Here is a 24,196-nt window from a genome sequence, read left to right on the forward strand (position 1 = left end):
GCCGGGCGCCGCAGTACATTACTCCTGCGGCGCGTCCTGCGACAGCCACCCCGAGCAAATGTTCGGGTGGCAGGGGCTCAGGCCGCTTCGATGCGGAAACCGTACCGGGGGAAATGTACATGCACGCGGCCGGCGCGGTCGTCTTCACGGGCGATGATTATTTCTTCCTCGTCCTCGTAGAGCCATTCGCCCTTGACCGGATCGGTGCCGTAGTCGACCGCGCTGACCGTCACGGTCTGCCCGCTGGAAAAGCCGCCCGGGCTGGCGAAGCCGCTCTGCGGCAATGCCTCGGGCGATGCCGCGCGTGCGATGTCGATCGCTTCGGCTGGATCCATCTTGGTCGACACCCCGTGGCCGATGTCGGCAATGCGCTTCATCCAGGCTCCCACCGCCTGATAGCCGTCGAGGGCCGAGCTGACCGCCTGATTGTTGGCCACGAACCAGAGCGGATGGTAGTGGGCGAAATCGGCAACGCTGGGCACATCGCCGAGCAAAAATTCGCCGTTGCGCTGCAACTGGGTTTCCAGCCGGCTCAGCAGAGCGGGCCACTGGGACAGCGCGACCGTGGTGTCCAGCCGATTGGCCGTGCCGCCGGTGAACAGTTTCTGCCGGTCGGCAACGAAGCCCTTGATGACCTCTTCGGGCATGCCGGCGAAACGCGCTGCCAGCCCCTTGGGCTGAAAGTTGATCGCAACGCCATGCTGAAACAGCACCTGATCAGCGAACTGCGCCAGTTCCGCCGCAACCGCCTCACGCCCCTCGGGAAACAGCGCGGGGGTCACCTTCGCCTTTTCCAGTCGGCGTGCCATCAGTGCAGTGTCACAGTAGATGTCCGCGCCGATCTGCATCACCGGCGTGCGACGGTAGCCGCCCGTCAGGGCCGTGAGGTCGGGCTTGGGCATCACCGGAGGGATCATGACCGAGTGCCAGTTCAACGCCTTGAAACCCAGCATGAGGCGCGCTTTTTCGGCAAAGGGCGATTGCGGATAGTGGTGCAGGATGATGTCAGCCATTGTTGTTCTCCTTGGACGGTGCAAGCAGCTTAGCTGCTGCTGAAGAGGGATCAAACACGTTCGCGGCGGATGATGTCTGGCCATCGAAACCGGTGATCAGCCTTTCCTTGGCTTTGCGGGTCAACGCCTTGATCTGCCGTTCGCGGCGCAGCGCTTCGGAATGGTCGTCGCAGCGAGCATGCCAGACCAGCGCGGCAGCGGGGCTGCGATTGAAGAAACGCGCGCCGCGCCCCCGCCGGTGCTGTTCGAAACGGCGGTGGGGATTTGTGCTGATCCCGGTGTAGAGGAAGCCGTTTTCCGCGCGCACCATATAGACCCACCAGATGCGATCCGACGATTCAGTGCTGCGCGGCGTGGACGGTGCGGGCATAATCGGGCAATTCCCTGCCTGGCGGAGGTAGCAATGTTTATACAGATTTTTGGTGTCGGCGGCACCCTGGACAAGGTCTATTTCGATGCCTTGAGCGAATACCAGATCGGCGAGCCGATGGCCGCCGAGCTGCTCGAACAGGGCCGCGTGGGCTTCGAGTACGCCGTCGAATCGCTGCTGAAGAAGGACAGCCTGGAGCTGACCGACGAGGATCGCCAGCTGATCCACCGGCGGGTGGCTGAATGTCCGGCAGAGCGCATTCTGATTACCCATGGCACTGACACGATGACCGTCACCGCAGCCGCGCTGGCAGACATTCCGGACAAGATCATAGTGCTGACCGGCGCCATGCAACCGGCGCGGTTCCGCGACAGCGATGCCCCCTTCAATCTGGGTCTGGCGGTAGGCGCTCTGAACTGCTGCCAGCCGGGGGTATGGATCGCCATGAGTGGGCAGGTATTCGCCGCCGATGGCGTGCGCAAGAATCGCGTCGCCGGGCGGTTCGAGGCGGGCTAAGCGCAGAAGCTGGAGGCTGGAGGCTGGAGGCTGGAGGCTGGAGGCTGGAGGCTGGAGGCTGGAGGCTGGAGGCTGGAGGCTGGAGGCTGGAGGCTGGAGGCTGGAGGCTGGACAATGCTGGGTTCTGTATTTCGCGTGTCAAACACTATCTTCCCAATGCACCGATATCCGACTTTTAGCCTTTAGCCTTTAGCCTCCAGCGAAGGCCCCGCCAGGGGCCGCCGGCCGTCAGCCCGTTCCGCCCACCGTCAGCTGATCGATTTTCAGCGTCGGCTGGCCTACGCCCACCGGCACGGACTGGCCGTCCTTGCCGCAGGTGCCGACGCCGCTGTCCAGTGCCAGGTCATTACCCACCATCGACACGCGGTTCATCGCTTCTGGGCCGTTTCCAATAAGCGTCGCGCCCTTGACCGGAGCGGTAATCTTGCCGTCCTCGATCAGATACGCCTCGCTGGTGGAGAACACGAACTTGCCGCTGGTGATGTCCACCTGACCGCCACCAAGATTGGCGCAGTAGATGCCCTTCTTTACCGAGGCGATGATTTCCTGCGGGTCGCTTTCGCCGGCCAACATGTAGGTGTTGGTCATGCGTGGCATGGGCAGATGCGCATAGGATTCGCGACGACCGTTGCCGGTCGCGGCAACGCCCATCAGACGCGCGTTGAGCTTGTCCTGGATATAGCCTTTGAGGATGCCGTTCTCGATCAGGGTGGTGCAGTTCGTCGGAGTACCTTCATCATCCACGGTCAGCGAGCCGCGCCGTTGCGCAAGCGTGCCGTCATCAACAATGGTGCACAGGCTGGATGCGACTTTCTCACCAACCCGGCCGCTGTAGGCCGAACTGCCCTTGCGGTTGAAATCGCCCTCCAGACCGTGGCCCACGGCTTCGTGCAGCAGCACACCCGACCAACCCGGACCCATCACGACGGGCATGCTGCCGGCCGGCGCAGCAATCGCGTCAAGATTGACCGTGGCCTGGCGGACCGCCTCGCGGGCATATCCCATGGCCCGGTCTTCGGCCTCGAAAAAGCGGTAGTCGGTACGTCCGCCGCCACCTGCGCTACCGCGCTCGCGCCGGCCGTTGTGCTCGATCAGCACGCTGATGTTGAGCCGCACCAGCGGACGGATGTCGCCTGCCCAGGTGCCATCGCTGGCCGCGACGAGCATGCTGTCATGAATGCCGCCAAGACTGATGGTGACCTGACTGATCCGCGGATCCAGGCCACGGGTATAGGCGTCAAGCCGTTGCAGAAAGGCGACCTTGTCGGACTGCGTCATCACCGCGAGCGGATTGTCGGCGGCGTAGAGTGCCTCGCTCTGCGGCCGGCGCCAGGCCTGCAGGCTGCCGGTCTGCCCGGCCCGGGCGATGGAGCGGGCGGCATCCACTGCCTGGCTCAGCGCCGGCAGGCGAATCTCATTGCTGTAGGCGAAGCCGGTTTTCTCACCCGAGTGAGCGCGCACTCCAACTCCCTGATCGACATTGAAGCTGCCGTCCTTGACGATGCCGTCCTCGAGCACCCACGACTCGCTGATCTGATGCTGGAAATACAGGTCCGCGGCGTCTACGCCGGGGGCCGACACCAGCTGACCGAGCACGCTGGCTACGGTGTCCTGGCTCAGTTCGGCTGGCATCAACAGGCGTGTTTCGACTTGCGCTAGCAGGTTGTTCATGTGTTCATCACTCCTTGGCAGCCGGTACGACGTGATCGGCGACTGCGAAACGGCGATGCCCGGCAATGGGCATTCGCTCGCGAATGTTCTCGATGTGCTGCGGATCGATCGGCCCGCATACGATGCCCTCACCCTGCTCAAGACAGTCGACGACCTCGCCCCAGGGATCGATCAGGCAACTGTGGCCGAAGGTTTCGCGGCCTCCCGGGTGCTCACCGGTCTGGTTGGCGGCCAGCACGTAGCACTGGGTCTCCACTGCCCGGGCGCGCAGCAATACCTCCCAATGTGCAGCCCCGGTGACGCGGGTAAAGGCCGATGGAACCACGATGAGGCCTGCGCCCTGGTGGCGCAACGTCTGATACAACTCCGGAAAGCGGACATCGTAACAGATACTCAGGCCCACCCGTCCGACAGGTGTATCGACACAGACCGGCTGATCGCCGTAGTCGTAGTCCTTCGATTCGCGGTAGCTGCGGTGGCTATCGGCTACCTCCACGTCGAACAGGTGGAGCTTGTCATAGCGGGCCACCTGCTCGCCATTCGAATCCATGACCAGGCAGCTGGCGCGGGCCTTGCCCTGGGGCTCACGAGGGAGCGGAATGCTGCCGCCGATCAGCCATAGGCCGTGCAGCGCCGCCTGCTCGGCAAGGAATCGGCGGATCGGCCCGCGCCCCTCATACTCCTCGGTTGCCACCGACGACAGTGAACGCGAGCCGAAGGCGGCAAAGCATTCCGGCAACAGCACCAGGCTGGCTCCGGCCTTTGCGGCGTCAGCGATCAGCTCTCCAGCCCGATCGAGGTTGGCCTCGACATCCGGGCCGCTGGTCATTTGAATCGCTGCCACGTGTCTCATGGTGACTCCTCCAGGGCCGGTTTGTCGTCAAAGGCGCGATCGAAGTCGACCGTTGGTTGCTGCCAATCGCCACTGATCCGGTATTTAACCGACGCAAAGCGCGCCACCCGGTCGCCAAGAATCTTGTCGGCCAGAAACAGTACCCCGCCAATATGCGGAGCACCCGCGATGATGGCGGCCAGTGGCAGATTGTTGGTCAGCGGCAACGTAACCAGCATGCCCATGTCGATATGATTCTGCGGGAGGTCGATTTGGCCGTCGAGCTGAACCTTGGCGCTGGGGCCTTCCATGACCAGCGGTGCGCGGGTTTGCATTACCCCGTTGGTCAAGGCCAGATCACCCACGAGCGTGTCATAGGCTGTTCCGCGACCGAACAGGTCGGAAAAATCCAGCCGCAAACGCCGCGTCAGCGCGTTGAAGTTGAGCAGCCCGAACACGCGCAAGGCATCGGCACTGCCCTCGCCGCTTTTCAACATGCCGTCGCTGGCACGCAGTGCCAGCAGTCCGGTGCTGCGCTTGAATGCGAAATAAGCCGGCGAGCCGGGCCAGTCAAGATCGACCTCGGCGCCGAACGTCCTGCTGGTCAGTGTAGGGGCATATTCCCAGGTACGCAGGACCTCACCTATGTCCCCAGCCTTGATTTGCCCGGTAAAGCGGGATCGCCCGACTGTTTCGCCCCAGAACAGGTTGCCCTCCAGTTGCAGGCCACCGCGCAGCGCCAGGGCGACGTCGTTGAGATGGGCACCATCGGCCGAGGGCCGGAGGACAAAGGCCAGCGACCCGACCTCGTCCTCGCCCCATGACAGGCGGTTGACGCCGAAGTCGAACGGGCGCAGCTGGCTGGGGCGGATATCTTCCAGTACATCTCGCGGCGCCAGAGGCTCGACCAGCACGCTGCCATCGTCGGCCACGGATTCGGCACGCGGCAGACGCAGCCGGTCCAGCGCGACGACAACGGGCTGCGTCGCCGACCCTGGCAAGAGGATATTGCCCTCCACGTCAGCCTGCTGAACCGCCACCTGCCAGTCCCCCTGCGCCGATCGCTCACCCTGCAGCCGCAGCTGATCGAGCTCCATGCCGAATCCTGCGAACCGAGTCGCCGCGAGGTTGAGCCGATTCACCGCCAAACTCTGGGCAGCTGTCGGCTGCGAACTCGCCGAAGCAGCGTCGCTGTCGACCGCATCCGCCTTGCCGAGGCGGGCTACAAACTGCCGCCAGGCGCTCAGGTCAAGGTGGTCGAGCCTGGCACTGACGCCGAGCCCCGGACCGGCGACGGTCTGCGGCTGGCCCAGACCCAGTCCATGGACCACTTCACCGGCCAGTTCACCGCTTCGGGGCTCGATCAACAGCGCCGTGTCGTCACCCATGTCCGCCGTCCAGCGCACCGCGTCATCCGACCGGGTAAGCGTCAGTCGGCTGGGCAATGCCACATCCGCGGGCTTGGCGAACGGCTCCGGCACATCCAGCGTCAGTCCGACCAGATCGGAGCGAAGGGTCAGGTGTTGTTCGCCCTGTGCCAGCCTCAATGCGGCCTGCCATTCAAGGTCTCCCGTGGCGACCGCGTCGGGCCATGCCTTGAGCAGGGTCCAGCCGCGTAGCCTTTGCACGGCGTGACGGCCCGATGCGCTTATTTCATGCACCATCGATTCGCTGGTGACGGCAGCCTTGACCGGCTCCCCAAGCAGGCGCAGCGCAACCGCTGGCGCGCTCAGCCCCTGTCCATGCTGGTAGCTGAACTGCCCGGCGATATCGGTCAGCGCCGTCTGTAGCACCGGTACGCTGAGCTGCGCGCTGGCGGTAGAAAACTCCACGTTCAGAGCCGGCCGTGCACCCTGTTGCAGATCCAAGGCGAGCGCGAGTCTGCCCTGCGCATCCCCTGCCCCGGTCCAGCCGTCAAGCAACTCGGCCGTCTGACCGGCGAGCGGCGCCTGCTGTAAAAAGCGCAGTGCATCCTCGACCTGACCGGTGACGTCGCCACTGATTTCCAGCCGCAGCGGCAGGTCTGGCTGCGCCCGGCCGACCGATGCCGACACATTGTCAAGCCGGCTGTTCCACAGCGTCGCGCTGCCCTGCTCCACTACCACGTCCTGATTGTGCAGGCGCAGCGTCGCATTCACCGCCTCGAAGGCAGGCCAGTCCGGCTGGGCAATCAGGTGTCCGTCGCGTAGCTCGGCATACAGCCGTATGTTGCGTTCGGAAGCGGGGGCGCCTGCACGCAACGAGCCGTCATAACTGAACAGAGCCAGCGGCACGTCGCCATCGATCCGGGTGCCCTCCAGCCATTGCCCCAGGCGCGGGTTGAAGGCCGGTGCCCGTGTTGGCAGGTAGTCGATGTAACGCGACGCGCGGCTATCACGCAGCGCAACATCCAGACGCATGCTGGCCTGATCCCGCTGGGGTGGCAGGCTCAGCGCCAGACGGACCGCCGCGTGACCGGCATCGCCGACTGCACTGAGACCGGGCGCCTGAAGTGCGAGCCCGGCCTCAGGCCCCCAGCGCCACTGCAATGCGCCGGTGAGCGACTGGTATCGCCAGGGCATCTCGAAGAGTCGGGGTAGCGCGATCGACCAGTCGGCCGAATCCAGACTCAGCTGCCCGGAAGCCGGGCTGCCGGAAAGATGACCGCTGAGACCCGAAAAACCAGGTGCGCCGAGCCAGGGCTGCACCGATATGTCGCGCAATCGGGCTTCGACCTGCAGCTGCTCGCCACTCAGCCAGCCCGGACCGCCTTGAGCGCGCAGATGCACCACATCGCCGGTGGGCTCGAGCGTGTCGAGAATGTCACGAAAACGTTCGGCCAGGTGGGGCCGGACCAGGTCGCTGGTCCGGGCTACCGACAGGCGATCCACACGCAACTCCCACTGCCCGGACTCGGTCGAGCGGGTCGCCTGGGCGCGCATGGCTGGCCAGCGCTCCTCACCCATTTGAAAACGCAGACGCTCGATATCGACACGCTGGCTGTCGTCGGACAACTGCACCGCAAACCGCGTAGAGAGGGACTCGACCAGCGCAACCCCGCCTGCCGCCGAGCTGATCTCTATCAACGGCGCGGTCAGATCGCCCTGCAGCCGCTGCAGGCGGGCATCGCCCCAGCTTCCCCAGAAGCGGCCACCGGCAGTGAACCGGCTGATACGTGCCTGCGCCAGCCAGGATTCAGGCAACCACTGGCTCCAGTCACCCGTTGGCAACTGCAGGAAGAAGCCCAGGCTCAACTGATCCAGAGCATGACCACGGCCGCGACTGGCGCCGTTGACCTGCCACAGCACACGCTCGCCGTCAGGCAGGCTCAGGCGGCCATCCAGCCGATGCCAATCGCGCCCGTTGAGCAGGGTGAGCTCGCCTTCGCTGAAGGACCATTCAGGCAGGCCGTAAGGTTGAATACGGATGTGAGCATCCAGCAGGGTGATGCGTCGCTGGCGAAACAGTGCATCGGCAATATCCTGAACCGCAACGGGCCTGGCTTCACGCCTGCCCAGACCCTGCAGGGCCCAGCTGCCTTCGGCGTCCTGCATGATCTCCAGCGCCAGGCCTTCCAGTTGCAGCGCATCCATCACCGGCTGACCTCGCCAGAGACTGGCAAAGAGATCGATTCGAGCCACGACATGATCCAGCGCCAGCAGCACCGGGCTGTGCGGATCGTCGGACTCGTGGACGGTCAGCCCTCGCAGCGTGAAGACCGGCTGCGCACCCTGCATCTCGCCCGTCAGATCGTCGAGCGTGATCGCGCGCCCGGTGATGCGCTCGACTCGCTCTACCACGTCGAGGCGGTAGTCGGCCACGATAGGTACGACAAGACGCCCGAAGCTGACGTAGAGCGCAGTCAGCAGCAGCCAGGCCACCAATCCGAGGATGATGACGTTCAGCGTCCGCCGCAGCGCACCTTGCCACATCATCGGTTCAGCAGTTCATCACATGGGCACCACATCATACTGTTCCTGGGTGTACATGGTTTCCACCTGGAACCGGATGGGACGCTCGATGAAGACTTCCAGATCAGCCACGTTGCCGGATTCTTCGTCCAGCAGTCGATCGACCACCGCCTGCGAAGCCAGCACCATGTAAGCCTCGGCCTGATAGGCGCGGGCCTCGCGGAGTATCTCGCGAAAGATTTCGTAGCAGACGCTTTCCGCGGTTTTCTGGATGCCCCGGCCGGAACAGCACGGACACGGCTCGCAGAGAATCTGCTCGAGGCTCTCACGGGTGCGCTTGCGCGTCATCTGTACCAGGCCCAGTTCGGTGATACCGATGATGTTGGTCTTGGCGTGGTCGCGCTCGAGCTGCTTCTCCAGCGTGCGCAATACCTGGCGCTGATGCTCCGCATCTTCCATGTCGATGAAATCGATGATGATGATCCCGCCGAGATTGCGCAGACGCAGCTGTCGGGCTATGGCGGTTGCCGCCTCAAGGTTGGTCTTGAAGATGGTTTCCTCAAGGTTGCGATGACCGACGAAGGCACCGGTGTTGACATCGATGGTGGTCATCGCCTCGGTCTGATCGATCACCAGATGCCCGCCGGACTTGAGGATGACCTTGCGCTCCATGGCCTTCTGGATTTCGTCTTCGACGCCATACAGGTCAAAGATCGGCCGTTCGCCCGGATAGTGCTCAAGCCGGTCCTCGCAGCCTGGCATCAGCTCCTGCACGAACTGCTCGACCTTCTGGAAGGTTTCACGCGAGTCCACGCGTACCTTCTCGATGCGGGCGCTGGTCAGGTCGCGCAGCGTGCGCAGCGCCAGCGGCAGATCCTCATAGATCACCGAGGGCGACGGCGCAGAGTTGAGCTGTTGCGAAATCTGCTGCCACAGCCGCCGTACATAGCGGATGTCGACGAGGATATCCTCCTCGCGCGCGGCCTCGGCCGCCGTGCGCAGGATGAAACCGCCGGGTTCGGCAATGGCTTCCTGCTCCACGCAGCGCGCAACGATCTGCTTGAGTCGCTCGCGCTCGGCCTCTTCCTCGATCTTCAGCGAAATACCCACATGCGGCGTTTTGGGCATGTACACCAGAAAGCGCGACGGTACCGACAGATGCGTCGTCAGCCTTGCGCCCTTGGTGCCGATGGGGTCCTTGGTCACCTGCACCACCAGTGCCTGACCTTCGTGGACCAGGGCGCTGATCGGTTCGACCGCCGACCCCTCGCGGTCGGAGATTTCCGACGCGTGGATGAACGCCGCGCGTTCAAGGCCGATGTCGACGAACGCCGCCTGCATCCCCGGCAGCACCCGGACGACCTTGCCCTTGTATATATTGCCGACGATGCCACGACGCAGCGTGCGTTCGATGTGCACTTCCTGCAGCACGCCGTTCTCCACCAGGGCAACCCGGGTTTCCATCGGCGTGACGTTGACCAGAATTTCTTCGCTCATCGGCGTGTCCCGTTCCTGTGATTACCGCTCGCCCGGTTCTGCGCGACTGCGCTGCCAACACGATACGCCGAATTCGGCGAGCACGGCGGCGGTTTCCAACAACGGCAGCCCGACCACTGCGCTGTAGCTGCCTTCGATACGCTCGACGAACACCGCGCCAAGGCCCTGAATCGCGTAACTGCCAGCCTTGTCGGCCGGTTCGCCAGTGTTCCAGTAGGCGGACATTTCTGCGTCGGTCAACTGGCGGAATCTAACCCGGGTGTCGACGCGAATGACCCGCTCGCGCTGCTGCAGGCGGACCGCTACGGCGGTCATCACCTGATGCTCGTTGCCTGACAGCACGCGCAGCGTCGCCAGCGCCTCGGCGCGGTCCGCCGGTTTGCCAAGGATGTGTCCCGCGCAGACCACCACGGTGTCCGCTGCAAGTATCACCTGGCCGACGGCCCGGCTGCAGGCAGCGGCGGCCTTTTCCCGAGCCATGCGTTCGACATATACCTCAGCCGGCTCTCCAGCATGAACGGTCTCGTCGATATCGCAGGGCATGACCGTGGCCGATACGCCGATCTGTTCGAGCAACGCCTTGCGTCGTGGTGAAGCCGAGGCCAGGCAAATCATCGATCAGACCACATTGAAACGGCGACGCAGCGCGCTCAGCACCGAGGACACCCAGGGCCAGAGCACCGCGCTGATCGGCGCCGGGAGCAGAAACAGAAGCGTCGGTGGACGGCTGCCAGCGAGGCTGTCCAGCCACAGCAACAGCAGCTGCGCCAGCCCGAGCACCGGGATCATCACCAGGCTCTGCTGCCACAACGGGAAACGGCGGATGCGCTGATAGAGCAACAGCATCAGCCAGGCCACGAGCACCATCACCAGCGCGTGCTGACCGAACAGTTCGCCATACAGCACATCGGTTGCCAGACCGGCCAGCCAGGCGGCGACCAGACCGACCCGATGCGGCAGTACCATGACCCAGTAGGCGACGACCATGGCCAGCCACATCGGCCGGCCAATGTCGACCGGCTCCGGCATGGGCATGACGCTGAGCAGCAGCGCGACGACGAAGCTGAGAAAGATCACCAGACTACTGCGCATCAGGCGTCTCCTGCTCGGACGCTGCCGGGGCGGGTGCGGCGGCCGAGTCGGCGGCGGGCGCTGATGCGGGCGCGGCGGCTTCGACGTCCGGCGCGGCGCCATCGGCTTCCAGTCTCAACCCCGGGAGAACATCGCCATAGCCGCTCTCGGGGCTGAATACCAACAGCAGGTAACGACTGCGATTGAGCTGCGCTGTCGGCGCGACGCGAACGTCTGCGAAGGGCTGCGACGGATCACGCTCCACCGAGACAACGCGCCCGACCGGATAGCCTGCCGGGAATCGCTGGCCGAGACCGGAGCTGACCAGAATGTCATCCACACGAATGTCGGCGGTATCGCCGACATGTCTCAGCTCGAGTGACTCGTTGCTGCCCATTCCGGTGGCAATCGCCCGCAGTCCGTTACGATTGACCTGCACCGGCAGGCTATGCGAAACGTCGGTGATCAGCAGCACCCGGGCGGTATGCGGCAGCACTTCGACCACCTGCCCCATCAGGCCGGTGGCATCGAGCACCGGCTGGCCGAGGAAGACGCCATCCTGTTCGCCCTTGTTGATGACGATGCGCTGGGTGAACGGGTTGGGATCCATACCGATCAGTTCGGCGACCAGTACACGCTCATCGAGCAGCGAAGAGGAGTTGAGCAGCTCGCGCAGGCGTACGTTCTGCTCGGTCAGGGCGGCGAGCTTCTGCAGCTTGCGCTGGGTCACGAGCGCTTCGGCGCGCAGGCGCTCGTTTTCCGCAATCAGATTGGCGCGACTTGACAGCTGCTGCTCGATCGCATCGAAGCTGCGCACCGGCAGTTCAGCCACATAGTAGAAAGGCATGAGCACCAGCCCCAACTGCGAGCGCAGGGGCTGCAATACCGTCAGACGGGCGTCGACCACCATCAGCGCGACGGACAACACCGTGAGCACCAGCAGGCGGACACCCAGCGAGGGGCCTTTGATGAATAGCGGTTTGATGACGTGCTCCTCACAAACCCTTGGCTGCCATGCCAACGGCAGGCGCCGCGTCACCGGGACGGCGTGCCTGCTGCCGGCCCGGCGCCCGACCTCGCGGCGCGGGCGCTTGGAACCGAATCCCGGTGGTTACTCGGTGGACAGCAGATCCATGCTGTGGCGGTCCATCATTTCCAGCGCCTTGCCACCACCGCGAGCAACGCAGGTCAGCGGCTCCTCGGCAACGATGACCGGCAGGCCGGTTTCCTGCGCCAGCAGCTTGTCCAGATCGCGGAGCAATGCGCCACCACCAGTGAGGATCAGCCCGCGCTCGGCGATGTCGGAGGCCAGCTCCGGAGGTGATTGTTCGAGGGCACTTTTCACCGCCTGGACGATAGTCGCCAGAGACTCCTGCAGTGCTTCGAGCACCTCGTTGGAGTTGAGTGTGAAGCTGCGCGGCACGCCTTCGGCCAGATTGCGACCACGCACGTCGACTTCGAGAATCTCGCCGCCAGGGAAGGCCACGCCGATTTCCTGCTTGATGCGCTCGGCCGTGGACTCACCGATCAGACTGCCATAGTTGCGGCGTACGTAGGTCACGATGGCTTCGTCGAAGCGGTCACCGCCTACCCGGACCGACTCGGCATAGACCACGCCGTTGAGCGAGATCAACGCGATTTCAGTGGTGCCACCGCCGATGTCGACGACCATGGAGCCGCGCGCTTCTTCTACCGGAAGGCCGGCACCGATGGCCGCTGCCATTGGTTCTTCAATCAGGAACACTTCACGCGCGCCGGCCCCGAGTGCCGACTCGCGAATAGCGCGGCGCTCGACCTGGGTCGACTTGCACGGCACGCAGATCAGCACCCGCGGGCTCGGCTGGATGAAGCTGTTTTCGTGCACCTTGTTGATGAAGTACTGCAGCATCTTCTCGCACACGCTGAAATCGGCTATCACGCCGTCCTTCATCGGGCGGATGGCCTGAATGTTTCCGGGTGTGCGTCCAAGCATGCGCTTGGCTTCCATGCCGACAGCGACGACACTTTTCTGGTTGCCGTGCGTGCGGATTGCGACGACCGACGGCTCGTCCAGGACGATGCCGCGATCGCGTACATAAATAAGGGTGTTGGCCGTGCCCAGATCGATGGAAAGATCGCTGGAAAACATGCCACGGATTTTCTTGAACATGCGATGAATATACCCCGAGGGCGCGTGGGTTAAATGTCGAGAATCACTGATAAGCTACCCGACGCTGCAGCGATGCAACCCTGAATGAACGAATGAGGGTGCGCAACCGGCCGGGCGCGGTGACTACCAGAGTAGCTGATCGGTACTTCCTGAAGTGTCGCAACTCTAACAATGGCGGGGTTTTTGGGCAAGGCGCGTCTGTGGTAAATTCGCCCCTTTGTCCGGTTCTGCCGCGCTTTCACGCAACGCTCGGTGCAGGCAGTCGTGCCTCGCCGGACCCTTCCCGGCTTCATGGAGAAATCAACATGGCCCTAGACCGTTCGGATGTGGAAAAGATTGCCCATCTGGCTCGAATCGCCCTGAGCGACGACGACGTTCCGGCGACCACGGCCAAGCTGTCAGGCATCCTCGGGCTGATCGACAGCATGCAGGCGGTCGACACCGACGGCATTGCTCCGCTCGCCCATCCGCTGGAGACAACCCAGCGTCTGCGCGTCGACCAGGTCAGTGAAATCAACCAGCGCGAGGCCTTTCAGGTCATCGCCCCGGCCACCGAAGCAGGTCTGTACCTGGTTCCCAAGGTGATCGAATAAGCCCGCCGCGAGCGACGCAGACAGGATTAGACACCCCATGCATGACAAAACCCTGGCCGAGCTATCACAGGCTCTGCAGAACAAGACCATTTCCAGCGTCGAGCTGACCGAGCACTATCTCAAGCGCATCGAACAGCTCGATCCGGCTCTCAACAGCTTCATCACCGTAACGCCGGAGCTGGCGCTGCAGCAGGCGAAGGCCGCCGATGCCCGGATCGCTGCCGGCCAGGCCGGTCCGCTGACTGGCATCCCGCTGGCGCACAAGGATGTTTTCTGCACGGAGGGTGTACGTACCAGCTGCGGCTCGAAGATGCTCGACAACTTCCTCGCGCCCTACGAATCAACTGTCACGGCCAGATTCCAGGCAGCCGGCAGCGTCATGCTGGGCAAGACCAACATGGACGAGTTCGCCATGGGCTCATCCACTGAATCAAGTTTCTACGGCCCTACCCGCAACCCCTGGAATACCGATCACGTTCCCGGCGGGTCATCCGGCGGCTCGGCCTCAGCCGTGGCTGCGCGGCTGTGCGCCGGTGCCACGGGCACGGATACCGGCGGCTCGATTCGTCAGCCCGCCGGCTTTACCGCACTGACCGGCCTCAAGCCGACCTACGGCCGCGTATCGCGCTGGGGCATGATCGCTTACGCTTCGAGCCTCGATCAGGGTGGCCCGATGGCCCGCACGGCCGAGGACTGCGCACTCATGCTGCAGGCGATGGCCGGCTTCGATGAACGGGATTCGACCAGCGTCGACGAGCCGGTGGTCGATTATTCGGCCGGACTGAACGACTCGCTCAAGGGACTGCGTATCGGTTTGCCGAAGGAATACTTTGCCAGCGGACTGGACACCGCCACCGCCAGCGCCATCGACGAGGCCGTGAAACAGTTCCAGGCACTGGGCGCCGAGGTGAAGGACATCAGTCTGCCGAACGCCGAGCTGGCAATTCCCGCGTACTACGTGATTGCACCGGCCGAGGCGTCGTCCAATCTGTCCCGGTTCGATGGGGTGCGCTTTGGTTATCGGTGCGAGAATCCGGCAGATCTGACCGACCTGTACAAGCGCTCACGCGCCGAGGGCTTCGGCGCCGAGGTCAAGCGGCGCATCATGGTCGGTGCCTATGCCCTGTCTGCCGGCTATTACGATGCCTATTATCTGAAAGCGCAGAAAATCCGCCGGCTGATCAAGAACGACTTCATGGCAGCGTACGACCAGGTCGACGTCATCCTCTGCCCGACTTCACCGACGCCAGCCTTCCGCATCGGCGAGAAGATCGACGACCCTGTCAGTTTGTACCTGACCGATATCTACACGATCACCGCGAATCTTGCCGGGGTGCCCGGCATTGCCCTGCCCGCCGGCTTCGCCAACGGGCTGCCGCTGGGTATGCAATTGCTGGGGCCGTATTTCAGCGAGGCCCGGCTTTTGAACATCGCGCACCAGTACCAGCAGGTAACCGATTGGCACCGCCAGGCGCCGGCCGGCTACTGACAGGACTGAGGACAGACTATGCAATGGGAAATCGTCATCGGCCTGGAAATCCACGCCCAGCTGACCACCGCCTCGAAGATCTTCTCCGGCAGCGCCACCACCTTCGGCGCCGAGCCCAACACCCAGGCCAGCCTGGTTGATCTCGGTATGCCCGGCACCCTGCCGGTGCTCAATGCCCAGGCGGTGAAGAACGCGGTCAAGTTCGGCCTCGCGGTCAACGCCGAAATCGGCATGACCAACGTGTTCGCGCGCAAGAACTACTTCTACCCCGATCTGCCCAAGGGCTATCAGATCAGCCAGATGGACCATCCGGTGGTCGGCAAAGGCTTCCTCGACATCACGCTGGACGACGGCACCGTCAAGCGCGTCGGCATCACGCGGGCGCATCTGGAAGAAGATGCCGGCAAGAGTCTGCATGAAGACTTTCACGGGATGAGCGGCATCGACCTGAACCGCGCCGGCACGCCGCTGCTGGAGATCGTTTCAGAGCCCGATATGCGCAGTGCCAAGGAAGCGGTTGCCTACGCCAAGACCATCCATTCGCTGGTGCGCTATCTGGGCATCTGCGACGGCAACATGGCCGAAGGATCGCTGCGCTGCGACTGCAACGTCTCGATTCGCCCGAAGGGCCAGGCCGAGTTCGGCACTCGCTGCGAGATCAAGAACGTCAACTCGTTCCGCTTTATCGAGAAGGCCATCAATACCGAAGTACAGCGTCAGATCGAGCTGATCGAGGACGGTGGCAAGGTCATCCAGGAAACGCGTCTGTACGATCCGAACAAGGACGAAACCCGTTCGATGCGCAGCAAGGAAGAGGCCAACGACTATCGGTACTTCCCCGATCCTGATCTGCTGCCGGTGGTCATCGAGCCAGCGTTCATCGACGCGGTACGCAACGAACTGCCGGAATTGCCGCAGGACAAGCGCGAGCGCTTCCAGCGCGAGTTCGAACTGTCGACCTACGACGCCAGTGTATTGTCCGCTCAGCGCGAGCTGGCCGACTACTTCGAAGAGGTACAGCGCACCTGCGGGGATGCCAAGCTGGCCGCGAACTGGGTCATGGGCGAGCTGTCGAGCCTGCTGAACAAGGCAGATCTGGACATCAGCCAGTCACCGGTCAGCGCCGCGCAACTCGGCGGGCTGATCCAGCGCATTCAGGACAACACCATTTCCGGGAAGATCGGCAAGATGGTCTTCGAGTCGCTGGCCAATGGTGAAGGCGACAGCGCCGATGCGGTTATCGAAGCCAAGGGTCTCAAGCAGGTCACCGACAGCGGCGCGATCGAAGCGATGCTCGATGACGTGCTCGCAGCCAATGCCGAGCAGGTCGAACAGTATCGCGCCAGCGACGAAGCCAAGCGCGGCAAGATGTTCGGCTTCTTCGTCGGGCAGGCCATGAAGGCATCCAGGGGCAAGGCCAATCCTCAGCAGGTCAATGAACTGCTGAAGAAGAAGCTCGACAGCTGAGCGTGCGCCGGGCCACCTTGAGTGGCCTGGCCATTATCTGACGCAGGGAGAGCGAAAATGCGCCGATTCCTAACCGCACTGCTGATCGGGTTGCCGCTGACGGCCATTGCCGGGTCCGGGTCGCCCCCGGATGAGCTCGAGCAGGCATACAGCAAGATGGGCAACGCCTCGTACTATTCCTCGCGCCTGCATGGTCGCAAGACTGCCAGCGGTGAGCTCTATGATCAGACCGCACTCACCGCGGCGCACCCCGACCTGCCCTTCGACACCATCGTCTGCGTCACCAACACCCGAAATGGTCAAAGCGTCTCGGTACGAATCAACGACCGAGGCCCCTACACCGGCGGCCGCATCATCGACCTCTCCCGCCGCGCCGCCCGCGAGCTGGGGATGATAAATGCGGGAAGTGCCCGCGTCAGAGTCGAGTCCTGCCCGCAGATGGCCGAGGAATCCTGAACGAGCGCAGGGCATGGGTGGCGTCAGCCTGCAGCTTTCTGCCTCAACAGAGGAAACATCCGGCAATGACGTAGTCCACTGGTCAGGACGTCCTGCGACGACCTGTTCCGTTCCGACCAGAAGGACATTTCAATGACGACCAACACCTCAGCATGGAAGTCGAAATCGACCATCCTCCTCCCGGTTTTCGCGCCGGCAGTTATCGTCACGCTCCTGCTCGTCATCGGCACCATTGCCAACCCCGAGCTCGCCGGTCAGGCCTTCGCCGCCACGCTGGCCTACATCACCACCACCTTCGGCTGGTTCTACATGCTCGCGGTGGCGGTTTTTCTGGTGTTCGTCGTGCTGGTAGCGTCGAGTCGATGGGGCAGTATCAAGCTGGGTCCTGATCATGCCGAGCCGCAATACAGCTTTCCTGCCTGGTTCGCCATGCTGTTTTCCGCCGGCTACGGCATTGCCCTGCTGTTCTTCGGGGTCGCCGAACCCGTGCTGCACTACGCATCGCCCCCGGCCGGCGCGCCAGAAACACTGGATGCAGCCAAGCAGGCAATGCAGATTGCCTACTTTCACTGGGGCTTTCACATCTGGGCCATCTACGGCCTGGTAGGCCTGGTACTCGCCTATTTCTCGTTCCGTCATGGGCTGCCCCTGTCGATGCGCTCGGCTCTGTATCCGCTGATCGGCGAACGCATCCACGGCCCGATCGGGCACACCGTGGATGTGTTTGCGATCCTTGGAACACTGTTCGGCATCGCCACGACGCTCGGTTTGTCGGTCGCGCAGATCAACGCCGGAATCAACTATCTCTGGCCTGAGGTCCCGGTAGCTACCTGGGTGCAGATCGTCGCCATCGCGGCCATTACCGCTCTGGCTCTGATCTCGGTGGTCGCGGGTCTGGACAAGGGCGTGAAGAACCTGTCGATCCTGAACATGGTGCTGGCGGTCGCACTGATGCTGTTCGTGTTCATCGTCGGCCCGAGCATCTTCATCCTCGAGGCGTTTCTGCAGAACACCGGCAGCTATCTGAACAACATCATCGAGCGCACCTTCAATCTGCAGGCTTACTCGCGTGGGGACTGGATAGGCAACTGGACGTTGTTCATCTTCGGCTGGACCATCGCCTGGGCGCCATTCGTCGGGCTGTTCATCGCCAAGATCAGCCGTGGCCGAACCATCCGCCAGTTCGTTTTCGGCGTACTGTTCGTGCCGACGATCTTCACTTTCCTGTGGTTCGCCATCTTCGGCGATACCGCGCTGCATCTGATCATGAACGAGGGCTACACGGCGCTCATCGGCGAAGTGCAGAACGACACGGCCATCGCCCTGTTCAAGCTCTACGAGCGTCTGCCCTTTACCAACATCGTATCCTTCATCACGGTGATCCTGATCATCACCTTTTTCGTCACTTCTTCGGACTCCGGGTCACTGGTCATCGATTCGCTGGCATCCGGCGGCGTGATGGTGACACCGGCCTGGCAGCGTGCCTTCTGGGCGATTCTGGAAGGAGCGGTGGCCTCGGTGCTGTTGCTGGCTGGCGGGCTGAATGCGCTGCAGACGATGACCATCGCCAGCGCACTGCCGTTCGCCATCATTATGTTGATCGCTGCGGTCGGCATGTGGCGGGCGCTGATCATCGAGCGTCATCAGGATGCCAGCCTGCGGCATCACATGCAGGCATCACGTACCACCGGCGGCAACATGTGGAAGAAGCGCCTGGCTGGCATCGTCAACTTCCCGGAGCACGCCGTGGTGCAGCGCTTCATCGAAACCACGGTACAGGAGAGTCTGCACCGGCTTGCGCGCAATCTGCAGGCTCAGGGCTGGCCCGCAGAAGTGACCTATGATCCGGAGCTTGTGCGCTCGTACATCGAGGTGATCAAGCCGGATGAAATCGACTTCATCTACGAGATTCGCATGCGCGAATATGCGCGACCATCGTTTGCCTTCCCGCAGATCGACCCGACCGATGACCAGGAAGCGAGCTACTACCGGGCGGAGGTATTCCTGCGCCGCGGCGGCCAGACCTATGACATCTACGGTTACGACCAGCAGGAAATCATCAGCGACGTGCTCGACCATTTCGAGCGCTATCTGCACTTCCTGCATATCTCGCCGGGGTCGTTACCCTGGAACATGGCCGAGCACGACGAGATGCTTCACCAGCCCTTGCCACCGGATAGTGCCGGCTCAACGGTAGGGGAAGACCCGCCTAAAGCGTGAAATGAAAAAGCCAGGCAATGCCTGGCTTTTTTATACACCCCAGTCGCAGGTCAACGCTGCAGGATCTGCACGATCGCCGGATCGCGGAACACCCGGGACAAGGCGTCGCTCATCACTTCGGTAACCAACCGGGTGTTGGTCGCCTGATTCGGTGCGTAACCGAAACGGTGCTGTGCGGATGCGCTGTAGCGGCCACGATAGTTTTCGTTGAGCGAACGAGCCTCTGCCGCAAAGGTGGCGCTGATATCAGCCTGGGTTACATAGGCACCGTCGCTCGGCGAGCGGTAGTTGAGCTCGGCCAGGTTGACGATCAGGCGATTGGCGTTGGGCGTGCCATCGGCCACCACGACGAACCCGAGTTGCCGAACCGCCTGCTCGACCTGCTGTCGGATGGCGGAGATGCTCTGATCGGTCAACGTCAGGCTGCTCGAATCGGGATAGATCCCACCGCGAGTGCCCATGACCTTCGAGGACCGGGTGTCCTGGACCACCACGACCACCGGCTGGTTACGTGCAACGGGATTGAGCGGTACCTGGACCTGCGGCTGCACATTGAGCTGCTGGGGACTGTGTGCACAGCCCACCAGCGATACAGCCAGCACACCAAGGATCAGCACACCCACACGGTTCAACATGGTCAAGGTACTCCTGAAAAACGATTGGACAGATCATGCGCCGACGGCGCAGTCAGGCTGCACAGCATAGCCCGATTCGATCACGCAGCCCAGCGGTGAGCGTGTCATCGCACTGCCATGCAAGGTAACGATAATCGAATCCGGAAACGGTCACATCGGAGAACAGGGCCATGCTTTGGAAGCGCAGTCAGACGCGGTGTTTCGCCCAACTCGACGCGAGCGGACGCTGTCAGGCGTTCTGGATGCTCCGGCAACCGCCCGCAACAGGTACCTGGATCGAGGTGAGCGACGCCCACCCGCGATGGATAGGCCGTTACCTGCTCCAGCAGCAAGCCGGCTCGCCGGCGTCTGGCCCAATGTGACGCTGAACAAACGGTCTACCGAGCGCCTGCCGCCTCCAGCGCGGCAACGTATTCCTCAGCACGGGCGTGCTGGCGTACGGTATCCAGAAACGTTCTGCCTTCGGCGTCGGTAGCGTTGATGTCATACCCCTCGGCCTTGAACATCGTCAGAAACCGTTCGAAATCTTCAATTCTCAGCCCCCGATAGGCCCGGGTGAGAATGTGCTGCTCAACGGACTCGTCGGCATAGGGGCGCGCAGCGAGAAACGCAGCAACCTGCTCATCGCTCATCGGCTCGCCGATCACCTTCTGTTTGTCTTTACGCACGTCCACCTCGTTCGATGCAGTCGAAAAGCGGGGATTGTAACCAGCCGGCCACTACCCCACCAGTGTTACTCAATGCCCAACTTTACCGGTCCGCTATGAATGTCTGACCACACGGTGCCGTTCGCATAGAATCGGGCCTGCACGTAATGCGGCCCCGGACTGGCGAACAGTGTCAGCAACGTATCGAGTTGGGCAGCCGGCATGAACAGCATGAGGGTATTGCTCGAGCGGTCGAGCCGTGCCGGCAACATCCGACCACCCGCCTCGATCAGATTGACCTGGGCGCGGTCGATCGGGTTGCCATCCACCAGCGAGTGACCGTCGAGAAACAGCCAGGCGGAACTGCCCTGGACACCGGGAATGGCCTGAGGAATGGTTTCGCTGCCCAGCGTCAGACGATAGGCGGTGACCTGGAAGAGGACATGGTCCGGGCGATCCTGCCGACTGCCGTAGACATCCGGGGGAAGAAATTCGTCATGCGGCAGACGCACCTGCTCGGCCATCGCCGGGCTGGCCAGCGCAACCAGCAACGCCCCGAGTAGTGCGCCCGCTCTAATTCCCATGCCGCCCCCCCATCCACCGTTGCACGACGGATCAGTGCCCCTTGAGGGCGAAGATACCGTTGGCGTTACGCCAGTAGCCCTTGTAGTCCAGCCCGAAACCGAAGATATAGCGATCCTCGACGTCAAGGCCGGTGAAATCTGCGCGCATGCCTGCGTAGGCCTTGCGGTCATGCATCTTGTCCAGCAGCACTGCGGTGAGCACTTCTTTCGCGCCAGCATCGCGGCAGTATTCCACGATAGCCGCCAGGGTATGGCCTTCGTCGAGTATGTCGTCAATGATCAGTACCGTGCGATCGACCAGCGAATGCTCGGCACGCGCCTTCCAGAACAGCTCGCCTCCGGTCAGCTTGTTGCGGTAGCGCGTGGCATGCAGGTAACCGACTTCCATCGGGAAATTCAGCCGGGTCACCAGCTGGCCGGCGATAATCAGACCACCGTTCATCACGCTGTAGACGATCGGATTGCTGTCGGCCAGCTGCCCGTTGATGGACTCGGCCATCGAATCCATGGCGGCCTCTACCTGCTGCGCCGTGAACAGGCAATCGGCTTCGTCCATCACCTGTTTGATGTGTTCCAGATCAACCGACATGAGATTCTCCAGTGGTACCGCGAAAAAGGGGCGAAAAATACTGGCGTTGGGGGGCAAACGCAAGGGCGCGCGGAACCGATCGTCGGTGTCTGGCGCGCAACGCGTTCCGCCGTTCATGGCAAAATGCGCGGCGAAACCCTAAGCTATACGCCGATTCTATGCCCCCGCACGAGACCGCCCTCTGATGAACGTCAAAGAAATACGCCATCCACTAATTCGTCACAAGCTGGGCCTGATGCGCCGGGCCGACATCAGCACGAAAAACTTCCGCGAACTGGCCCAGGAAGTCGCTTCGCTGCTGACCTACGAAGCAACCCAGGACATGCCCGTCGAGGAGCTTAGCATCCAGGGCTGGTGTGGCGACGTCACGGTCGAGAAGCTGTCCGGCAAGAAGGTTACCGTGGTGCCGATCCTGCGCGCAGGGCTCGGCATGCTCGACGGCGTGCTCAGCCTGATCCCGAGTGCCAAGGTCAGCGTGATCGGCCTGGTGCGTAATGAACAGACCCTCGAGGCCGACACCTACCTGGAAAAGCTGGTCGGAAACATGAATCAGCGCATGGCGTTGATCATTGACCCGATGCTCGCCACCGGCGGCTCCATGGTCGCCACGATCGACATGCTCAAACGCGCTGGCGCACGCGAGATACGCGCGCTGGTCCTGGTCGCCGCCCCCGAGGGCATCGCCCGGGTCAACACCGCACACCCCGACGTGCAGATCTACACCGCGTCGATCGACGAACGCCTTAACGAACACGGCTACATCATTCCCGGTCTCGGCGATGCCGGCGACAAGATCTTCGGAACCAAACAGAAGGACGTGCATTGATGCAGGGAATCGAAACCAACGGCTGGCGCACGGCGCTGGCTGGTTCGCAGATGCTGTTTGTTGCCTTCGGCGCGCTGGTACTGATGCCGCTGATTACCGGAATGAACCCCAGCGTTGCGCTGTTTACCGCCGGCATCGGGACCTTGATGTTCCATTTCGTGACCCAACGCCAGGTTCCGGTGTTCCTCGCGTCGAGCTTCGCTTTCATCGCTCCGATTCTCTACAGCAATCAGACCTGGGGGCTGCCGGCTACCCTCGGTGGCCTGCTGGCGGCAGGCCTGGTCTACATCCTGCTGAGCCTGCTGGTCTGGTGGCGGGGTCCCGGCTTCATTCAGAAGCTGTTGCCACCGGTGGTGGTCGGACCTGTGATCATGGTCATCGGGCTGGGCCTGGCGTCGGTTGCAGTGAACATGGCCATGGGCAAGGCCGGCGACGGCAGCGCCGAACTGGTGCCCTATAACACGGCGATAATCATCGCGCTGTCATCGCTGGTGACCACCATCATCGTCGCCGTCTATGCACGCGGGATTTTCCGGCTGGTGCCGATCCTTGCGGGCATCCTTGTGGGGTATTCGCTGTCATGGATATTCGGTATCGTCGATTTCAGTGGCGTAGCCGACGCCGACTGGGTCTCTGTTCCCGGCTTCGTCACGCCGGAATTTCATCTTGCGGCGATTCTGTTCATGCTGCCCGTCGCCATCGCCCCGGCGATCGAACATATCGGTGACGTGCTCGCCATCGGTTCAGTGACCGGCAAGGATTACATGCGCAAGCCCGGCCTGCAGCGCACGCTGTTGGGCGATGGCATCGCCACCTCGGCCGCAGCGATGTTCGGCGGCCCGCCCAACACCACCTATTCGGAAGTGACTGGTGCGGTGATGCTGACGCGCAACTTCAACCCCAACGTGATGATCTGGGCGGCGGTATTCGCGGTCGGCCTGGCCTTCGTCAGCAAGTTCGGTGCGGTGCTGCTGAGCATGCCGGTACCGGTTATGGGCGGCATTCTCTGCCTGCTGTTCGGTTCCATTGCCGTGGTCGGCATGAACACGTTGATCCGCAACCAGGTCGACCTGTCCCAGGCGCGCAATCTGTGCATCGTGTCGGTGACACTGGTGTTCGGCATCGGCGGACTGGTCATTGGCAACGAATCGATCAGTCTGCAGGGCATCAGTCTGTGCGGCGTCGTGGCGATCGTGCTGAATCTGATTCTCCCAGCCGAGCGCGAGCCGGGCCAGCCCGTCTGACATCTGCCCGTCCGGCTCAGCGGCGCCAGCACCTGGCGTCGCTGGGCCCACGGCGACCTACCTGATTCAGCGAATAGTTTGCACAGACATCTCCTGCCATGATGCCTCCCGGCTGTGCCGTTGCGGTAATGGTGTAGCTGTCTGCCCCCGCCACCAGAGCCAGTGTATACACAGCCGTGCCGCTGGCCGGAGCCTGCGTTGCCAGCCCGCCGAGCGTACCTGAATCATAAGCGCCGTGGCGGGTGTAGTGCCGCTCGAGCAGTTGCGCATTCTCCAGCATCAACGCGGTGACCTCCGCGCGCCGCGTCTGCCGGACATGTTCCAGATAACCGGGGTAGGCGATTGCAGCGAGGATTCCGACAATCGCCACCATGACCATGACCTCGATCAGAGTGAACCCCCCGGCCGACCGGCTGAATCTGTTCATCGCCCGTCCC

23 protein-coding genes are annotated in these 24,196 nt (G+C 62.8%); 8 read left to right on the top strand and 15 right to left on the bottom strand.

All coding sequences use genetic code 11. The features are described from left to right. Positions 1–77: 77 nt before the first annotated feature. Entirely contained in the window at positions 78–1,013 is a 936-nt protein-coding gene (locus tag KEM63_RS13985) for a glutathione S-transferase family protein (protein WP_223652684.1), read from the bottom strand. After that, on the bottom strand, positions 1,006–1,383 hold the full coding sequence (locus KEM63_RS13990; RefSeq protein ID WP_223652685.1) for a GIY-YIG nuclease family protein: 378 nt from the start codon (positions 1,381–1,383) through the stop codon (positions 1,006–1,008). The genes KEM63_RS13985 and KEM63_RS13990 overlap by 8 nt, the downstream gene beginning before the upstream one ends. Before the next feature lie 33 nt (positions 1,384–1,416). Here KEM63_RS13990 and KEM63_RS13995 point away from each other — a divergent pair, with 33 nt between their 5' ends. Continuing rightward, complete coding sequence (locus KEM63_RS13995; RefSeq protein WP_223652686.1) at positions 1,417–1,899, top strand: asparaginase domain-containing protein; 483 nt, start codon at positions 1,417–1,419, stop codon at positions 1,897–1,899. A gap of 228 nt (positions 1,900–2,127) precedes the next feature. On the opposite strand, the gene tldD is transcribed toward KEM63_RS13995, so the two are convergent. From tldD to mreB, 8 genes are all read right to left on the bottom strand, one after another. After that, entirely contained in the window at positions 2,128–3,570 is a 1,443-nt protein-coding gene (gene tldD, locus KEM63_RS14000) for a metalloprotease TldD (RefSeq protein ID WP_223652687.1), read from the bottom strand. 7 nt (positions 3,571–3,577) lie between these two features. Continuing rightward, positions 3,578–4,423 (bottom strand): carbon-nitrogen hydrolase family protein, encoded by an 846-nt coding sequence (locus KEM63_RS14005; protein WP_223652688.1) that lies wholly within the window; start codon positions 4,421–4,423, stop codon positions 3,578–3,580. Beyond that, positions 4,420–8,316 (bottom strand): YhdP family protein, encoded by a 3,897-nt coding sequence (locus KEM63_RS14010; protein ID WP_223652694.1) that lies wholly within the window; start codon positions 8,314–8,316, stop codon positions 4,420–4,422. The genes KEM63_RS14005 and KEM63_RS14010 overlap by 4 nt, the downstream gene beginning before the upstream one ends. 15 nt (positions 8,317–8,331) lie before the next feature. After that, on the bottom strand, positions 8,332–9,789 hold the full coding sequence (gene rng, locus KEM63_RS14015) for a ribonuclease G (protein ID WP_223652696.1): 1,458 nt from the start codon (positions 9,787–9,789) through the stop codon (positions 8,332–8,334). A gap of 21 nt (positions 9,790–9,810) precedes the next feature. After that, on the bottom strand, positions 9,811–10,404 hold the full coding sequence (locus KEM63_RS14020; RefSeq protein ID WP_223652698.1) for a Maf family protein: 594 nt from the start codon (positions 10,402–10,404) through the stop codon (positions 9,811–9,813). A gap of 3 nt (positions 10,405–10,407) precedes the next feature. Continuing rightward, positions 10,408–10,881: a rod shape-determining protein MreD gene (mreD, locus tag KEM63_RS14025; protein WP_223652700.1), complete on the bottom strand. Its 474-nt coding sequence runs from the start codon at positions 10,879–10,881 to the stop codon at positions 10,408–10,410. Further along, entirely contained in the window at positions 10,871–11,830 is a 960-nt protein-coding gene (gene mreC / locus KEM63_RS14030; RefSeq protein WP_223655889.1) for a rod shape-determining protein MreC, read from the bottom strand. The genes mreD and mreC overlap by 11 nt, the downstream gene beginning before the upstream one ends. A gap of 141 nt (positions 11,831–11,971) precedes the next feature. Next, positions 11,972–13,009 (bottom strand): rod shape-determining protein MreB, encoded by a 1,038-nt coding sequence (gene mreB, locus KEM63_RS14035; RefSeq protein ID WP_223652702.1) that lies wholly within the window; start codon positions 13,007–13,009, stop codon positions 11,972–11,974. A gap of 305 nt (positions 13,010–13,314) precedes the next feature. On the opposite strand from mreB, the gene gatC reads away from it, so the two are divergent. The 5 genes from gatC (at position 13,315) to KEM63_RS14060 (ending at position 19,234) form a co-directional block, all read left to right on the top strand. Further along, positions 13,315–13,602, top strand: coding sequence for an Asp-tRNA(Asn)/Glu-tRNA(Gln) amidotransferase subunit GatC (gatC, locus tag KEM63_RS14040; RefSeq protein WP_223652704.1), 288 nt, complete (start codon positions 13,315–13,317; stop codon positions 13,600–13,602). A 37-nt stretch (positions 13,603–13,639) separates the two neighbouring features. After that, positions 13,640–15,091: an Asp-tRNA(Asn)/Glu-tRNA(Gln) amidotransferase subunit GatA gene (gene gatA, locus KEM63_RS14045; RefSeq protein ID WP_223652706.1), complete on the top strand. Its 1,452-nt coding sequence runs from the start codon at positions 13,640–13,642 to the stop codon at positions 15,089–15,091. A gap of 18 nt (positions 15,092–15,109) precedes the next feature. Beyond that, entirely contained in the window at positions 15,110–16,558 is a 1,449-nt protein-coding gene (gatB, locus tag KEM63_RS14050; RefSeq protein ID WP_223652707.1) for an Asp-tRNA(Asn)/Glu-tRNA(Gln) amidotransferase subunit GatB, read from the top strand. A gap of 57 nt (positions 16,559–16,615) precedes the next feature. Beyond that, positions 16,616–17,014, top strand: a complete 399-nt coding sequence (locus tag KEM63_RS14055) for a septal ring lytic transglycosylase RlpA family protein (protein ID WP_223652708.1) — start codon at positions 16,616–16,618, stop codon at positions 17,012–17,014. A gap of 132 nt (positions 17,015–17,146) precedes the next feature. After that, positions 17,147–19,234 carry a BCCT family transporter gene (locus KEM63_RS14060; RefSeq protein ID WP_223652709.1) on the top strand — a complete coding sequence of 696 codons (2,088 nt, stop codon included), beginning with the start codon at positions 17,147–17,149 and terminating at the stop codon, positions 19,232–19,234. A gap of 50 nt (positions 19,235–19,284) precedes the next feature. Here the strand turns inward: KEM63_RS14060 and KEM63_RS14065 are convergent, their stop codons facing one another. The 4 genes from KEM63_RS14065 to KEM63_RS14080 form a co-directional block, all read right to left on the bottom strand. After that, positions 19,285–19,869 (bottom strand): YajG family lipoprotein, encoded by a 585-nt coding sequence (locus KEM63_RS14065; protein WP_223652710.1) that lies wholly within the window; start codon positions 19,867–19,869, stop codon positions 19,285–19,287. Between the two features lie 377 nt (positions 19,870–20,246). Further along, positions 20,247–20,537, bottom strand: a complete 291-nt coding sequence (locus tag KEM63_RS14070) for a PA4642 family protein (RefSeq protein ID WP_223652711.1) — start codon at positions 20,535–20,537, stop codon at positions 20,247–20,249. Positions 20,538–20,602: 65 nt separating this feature from the next. Continuing rightward, positions 20,603–21,100: a hypothetical protein gene (locus KEM63_RS14075; protein ID WP_223652712.1), complete on the bottom strand. Its 498-nt coding sequence runs from the start codon at positions 21,098–21,100 to the stop codon at positions 20,603–20,605. Positions 21,101–21,131: 31 nt separating this feature from the next. Continuing rightward, positions 21,132–21,689 carry a hypoxanthine-guanine phosphoribosyltransferase gene (locus tag KEM63_RS14080; protein ID WP_223652714.1) on the bottom strand — a complete coding sequence of 186 codons (558 nt, stop codon included), beginning with the start codon at positions 21,687–21,689 and terminating at the stop codon, positions 21,132–21,134. Positions 21,690–21,873: 184 nt separating this feature from the next. Here KEM63_RS14080 and upp point away from each other — a divergent pair, with 184 nt between their 5' ends. After that, a complete protein-coding gene (gene upp, locus KEM63_RS14085; RefSeq protein ID WP_223652716.1) occupies positions 21,874–22,515 on the top strand; it encodes a uracil phosphoribosyltransferase in 642 nt (213 codons plus the stop codon). After that, positions 22,515–23,759, top strand: a complete 1,245-nt coding sequence (locus KEM63_RS14090; protein ID WP_223652718.1) for a uracil-xanthine permease family protein — start codon at positions 22,515–22,517, stop codon at positions 23,757–23,759. Before upp ends, KEM63_RS14090 begins: the two co-directional genes overlap by 1 nt. 16 nt (positions 23,760–23,775) lie before the next feature. Here the strand turns inward: KEM63_RS14090 and KEM63_RS14095 are convergent, their stop codons facing one another. After that, positions 23,776–24,186, bottom strand: a complete 411-nt coding sequence (locus KEM63_RS14095; protein WP_223652720.1) for a type IV pilin protein — start codon at positions 24,184–24,186, stop codon at positions 23,776–23,778. Between the last annotated feature and the right edge of the window lie 10 nt (positions 24,187–24,196).

Source organism: Halopseudomonas nanhaiensis (genome assembly GCF_020025155.1).
GTDB classification, from domain to species: domain Bacteria; phylum Pseudomonadota; class Gammaproteobacteria; order Pseudomonadales; family Pseudomonadaceae; genus Halopseudomonas; species Halopseudomonas nanhaiensis.

Excerpts from the sequence above, each read along its gene's own strand:
- KEM63_RS13985 (WP_223652684.1), bottom strand. The coding sequence starts at position 1,013 with ATGGCTGACATCATCCTGCACCACTATCCGCAATCGCCCTTTGCCGAA.
- KEM63_RS13990 (WP_223652685.1), bottom strand. The coding sequence starts at position 1,383 with ATGCCCGCACCGTCCACGCCGCGCAGCACTGAATCGTCGGATCGCATC.
- KEM63_RS13995 (WP_223652686.1), top strand. The coding sequence starts at position 1,417 with ATGTTTATACAGATTTTTGGTGTCGGCGGCACCCTGGACAAGGTCTAT.
- tldD (WP_223652687.1), bottom strand. The coding sequence starts at position 3,570 with ATGAACAACCTGCTAGCGCAAGTCGAAACACGCCTGTTGATGCCAGCC.
- KEM63_RS14005 (WP_223652688.1), bottom strand. The coding sequence starts at position 4,423 with ATGAGACACGTGGCAGCGATTCAAATGACCAGCGGCCCGGATGTCGAG.
- KEM63_RS14010 (WP_223652694.1), bottom strand. The coding sequence starts at position 8,316 with ATGATGTGGCAAGGTGCGCTGCGGCGGACGCTGAACGTCATCATCCTC.
- rng (WP_223652696.1), bottom strand. The coding sequence starts at position 9,789 with ATGAGCGAAGAAATTCTGGTCAACGTCACGCCGATGGAAACCCGGGTT.
- KEM63_RS14020 (WP_223652698.1), bottom strand. The coding sequence starts at position 10,404 with ATGATTTGCCTGGCCTCGGCTTCACCACGACGCAAGGCGTTGCTCGAA.
- mreD (WP_223652700.1), bottom strand. The coding sequence starts at position 10,881 with ATGCGCAGTAGTCTGGTGATCTTTCTCAGCTTCGTCGTCGCGCTGCTG.
- mreB (WP_223652702.1), bottom strand. The coding sequence starts at position 13,009 with ATGTTCAAGAAAATCCGTGGCATGTTTTCCAGCGATCTTTCCATCGAT.
- gatC (WP_223652704.1), top strand. The coding sequence starts at position 13,315 with ATGGCCCTAGACCGTTCGGATGTGGAAAAGATTGCCCATCTGGCTCGA.
- gatA (WP_223652706.1), top strand. The coding sequence starts at position 13,640 with ATGCATGACAAAACCCTGGCCGAGCTATCACAGGCTCTGCAGAACAAG.
- gatB (WP_223652707.1), top strand. The coding sequence starts at position 15,110 with ATGCAATGGGAAATCGTCATCGGCCTGGAAATCCACGCCCAGCTGACC.
- KEM63_RS14055 (WP_223652708.1), top strand. The coding sequence starts at position 16,616 with ATGCGCCGATTCCTAACCGCACTGCTGATCGGGTTGCCGCTGACGGCC.
- KEM63_RS14060 (WP_223652709.1), top strand. The coding sequence starts at position 17,147 with ATGACGACCAACACCTCAGCATGGAAGTCGAAATCGACCATCCTCCTC.
- KEM63_RS14065 (WP_223652710.1), bottom strand. The coding sequence starts at position 19,869 with ATGTTGAACCGTGTGGGTGTGCTGATCCTTGGTGTGCTGGCTGTATCG.
- KEM63_RS14075 (WP_223652712.1), bottom strand. The coding sequence starts at position 21,100 with ATGGGAATTAGAGCGGGCGCACTACTCGGGGCGTTGCTGGTTGCGCTG.
- KEM63_RS14080 (WP_223652714.1), bottom strand. The coding sequence starts at position 21,689 with ATGTCGGTTGATCTGGAACACATCAAACAGGTGATGGACGAAGCCGAT.
- upp (WP_223652716.1), top strand. The coding sequence starts at position 21,874 with ATGAACGTCAAAGAAATACGCCATCCACTAATTCGTCACAAGCTGGGC.
- KEM63_RS14090 (WP_223652718.1), top strand. The coding sequence starts at position 22,515 with ATGCAGGGAATCGAAACCAACGGCTGGCGCACGGCGCTGGCTGGTTCG.
- KEM63_RS14095 (WP_223652720.1), bottom strand. The coding sequence starts at position 24,186 with ATGAACAGATTCAGCCGGTCGGCCGGGGGGTTCACTCTGATCGAGGTC.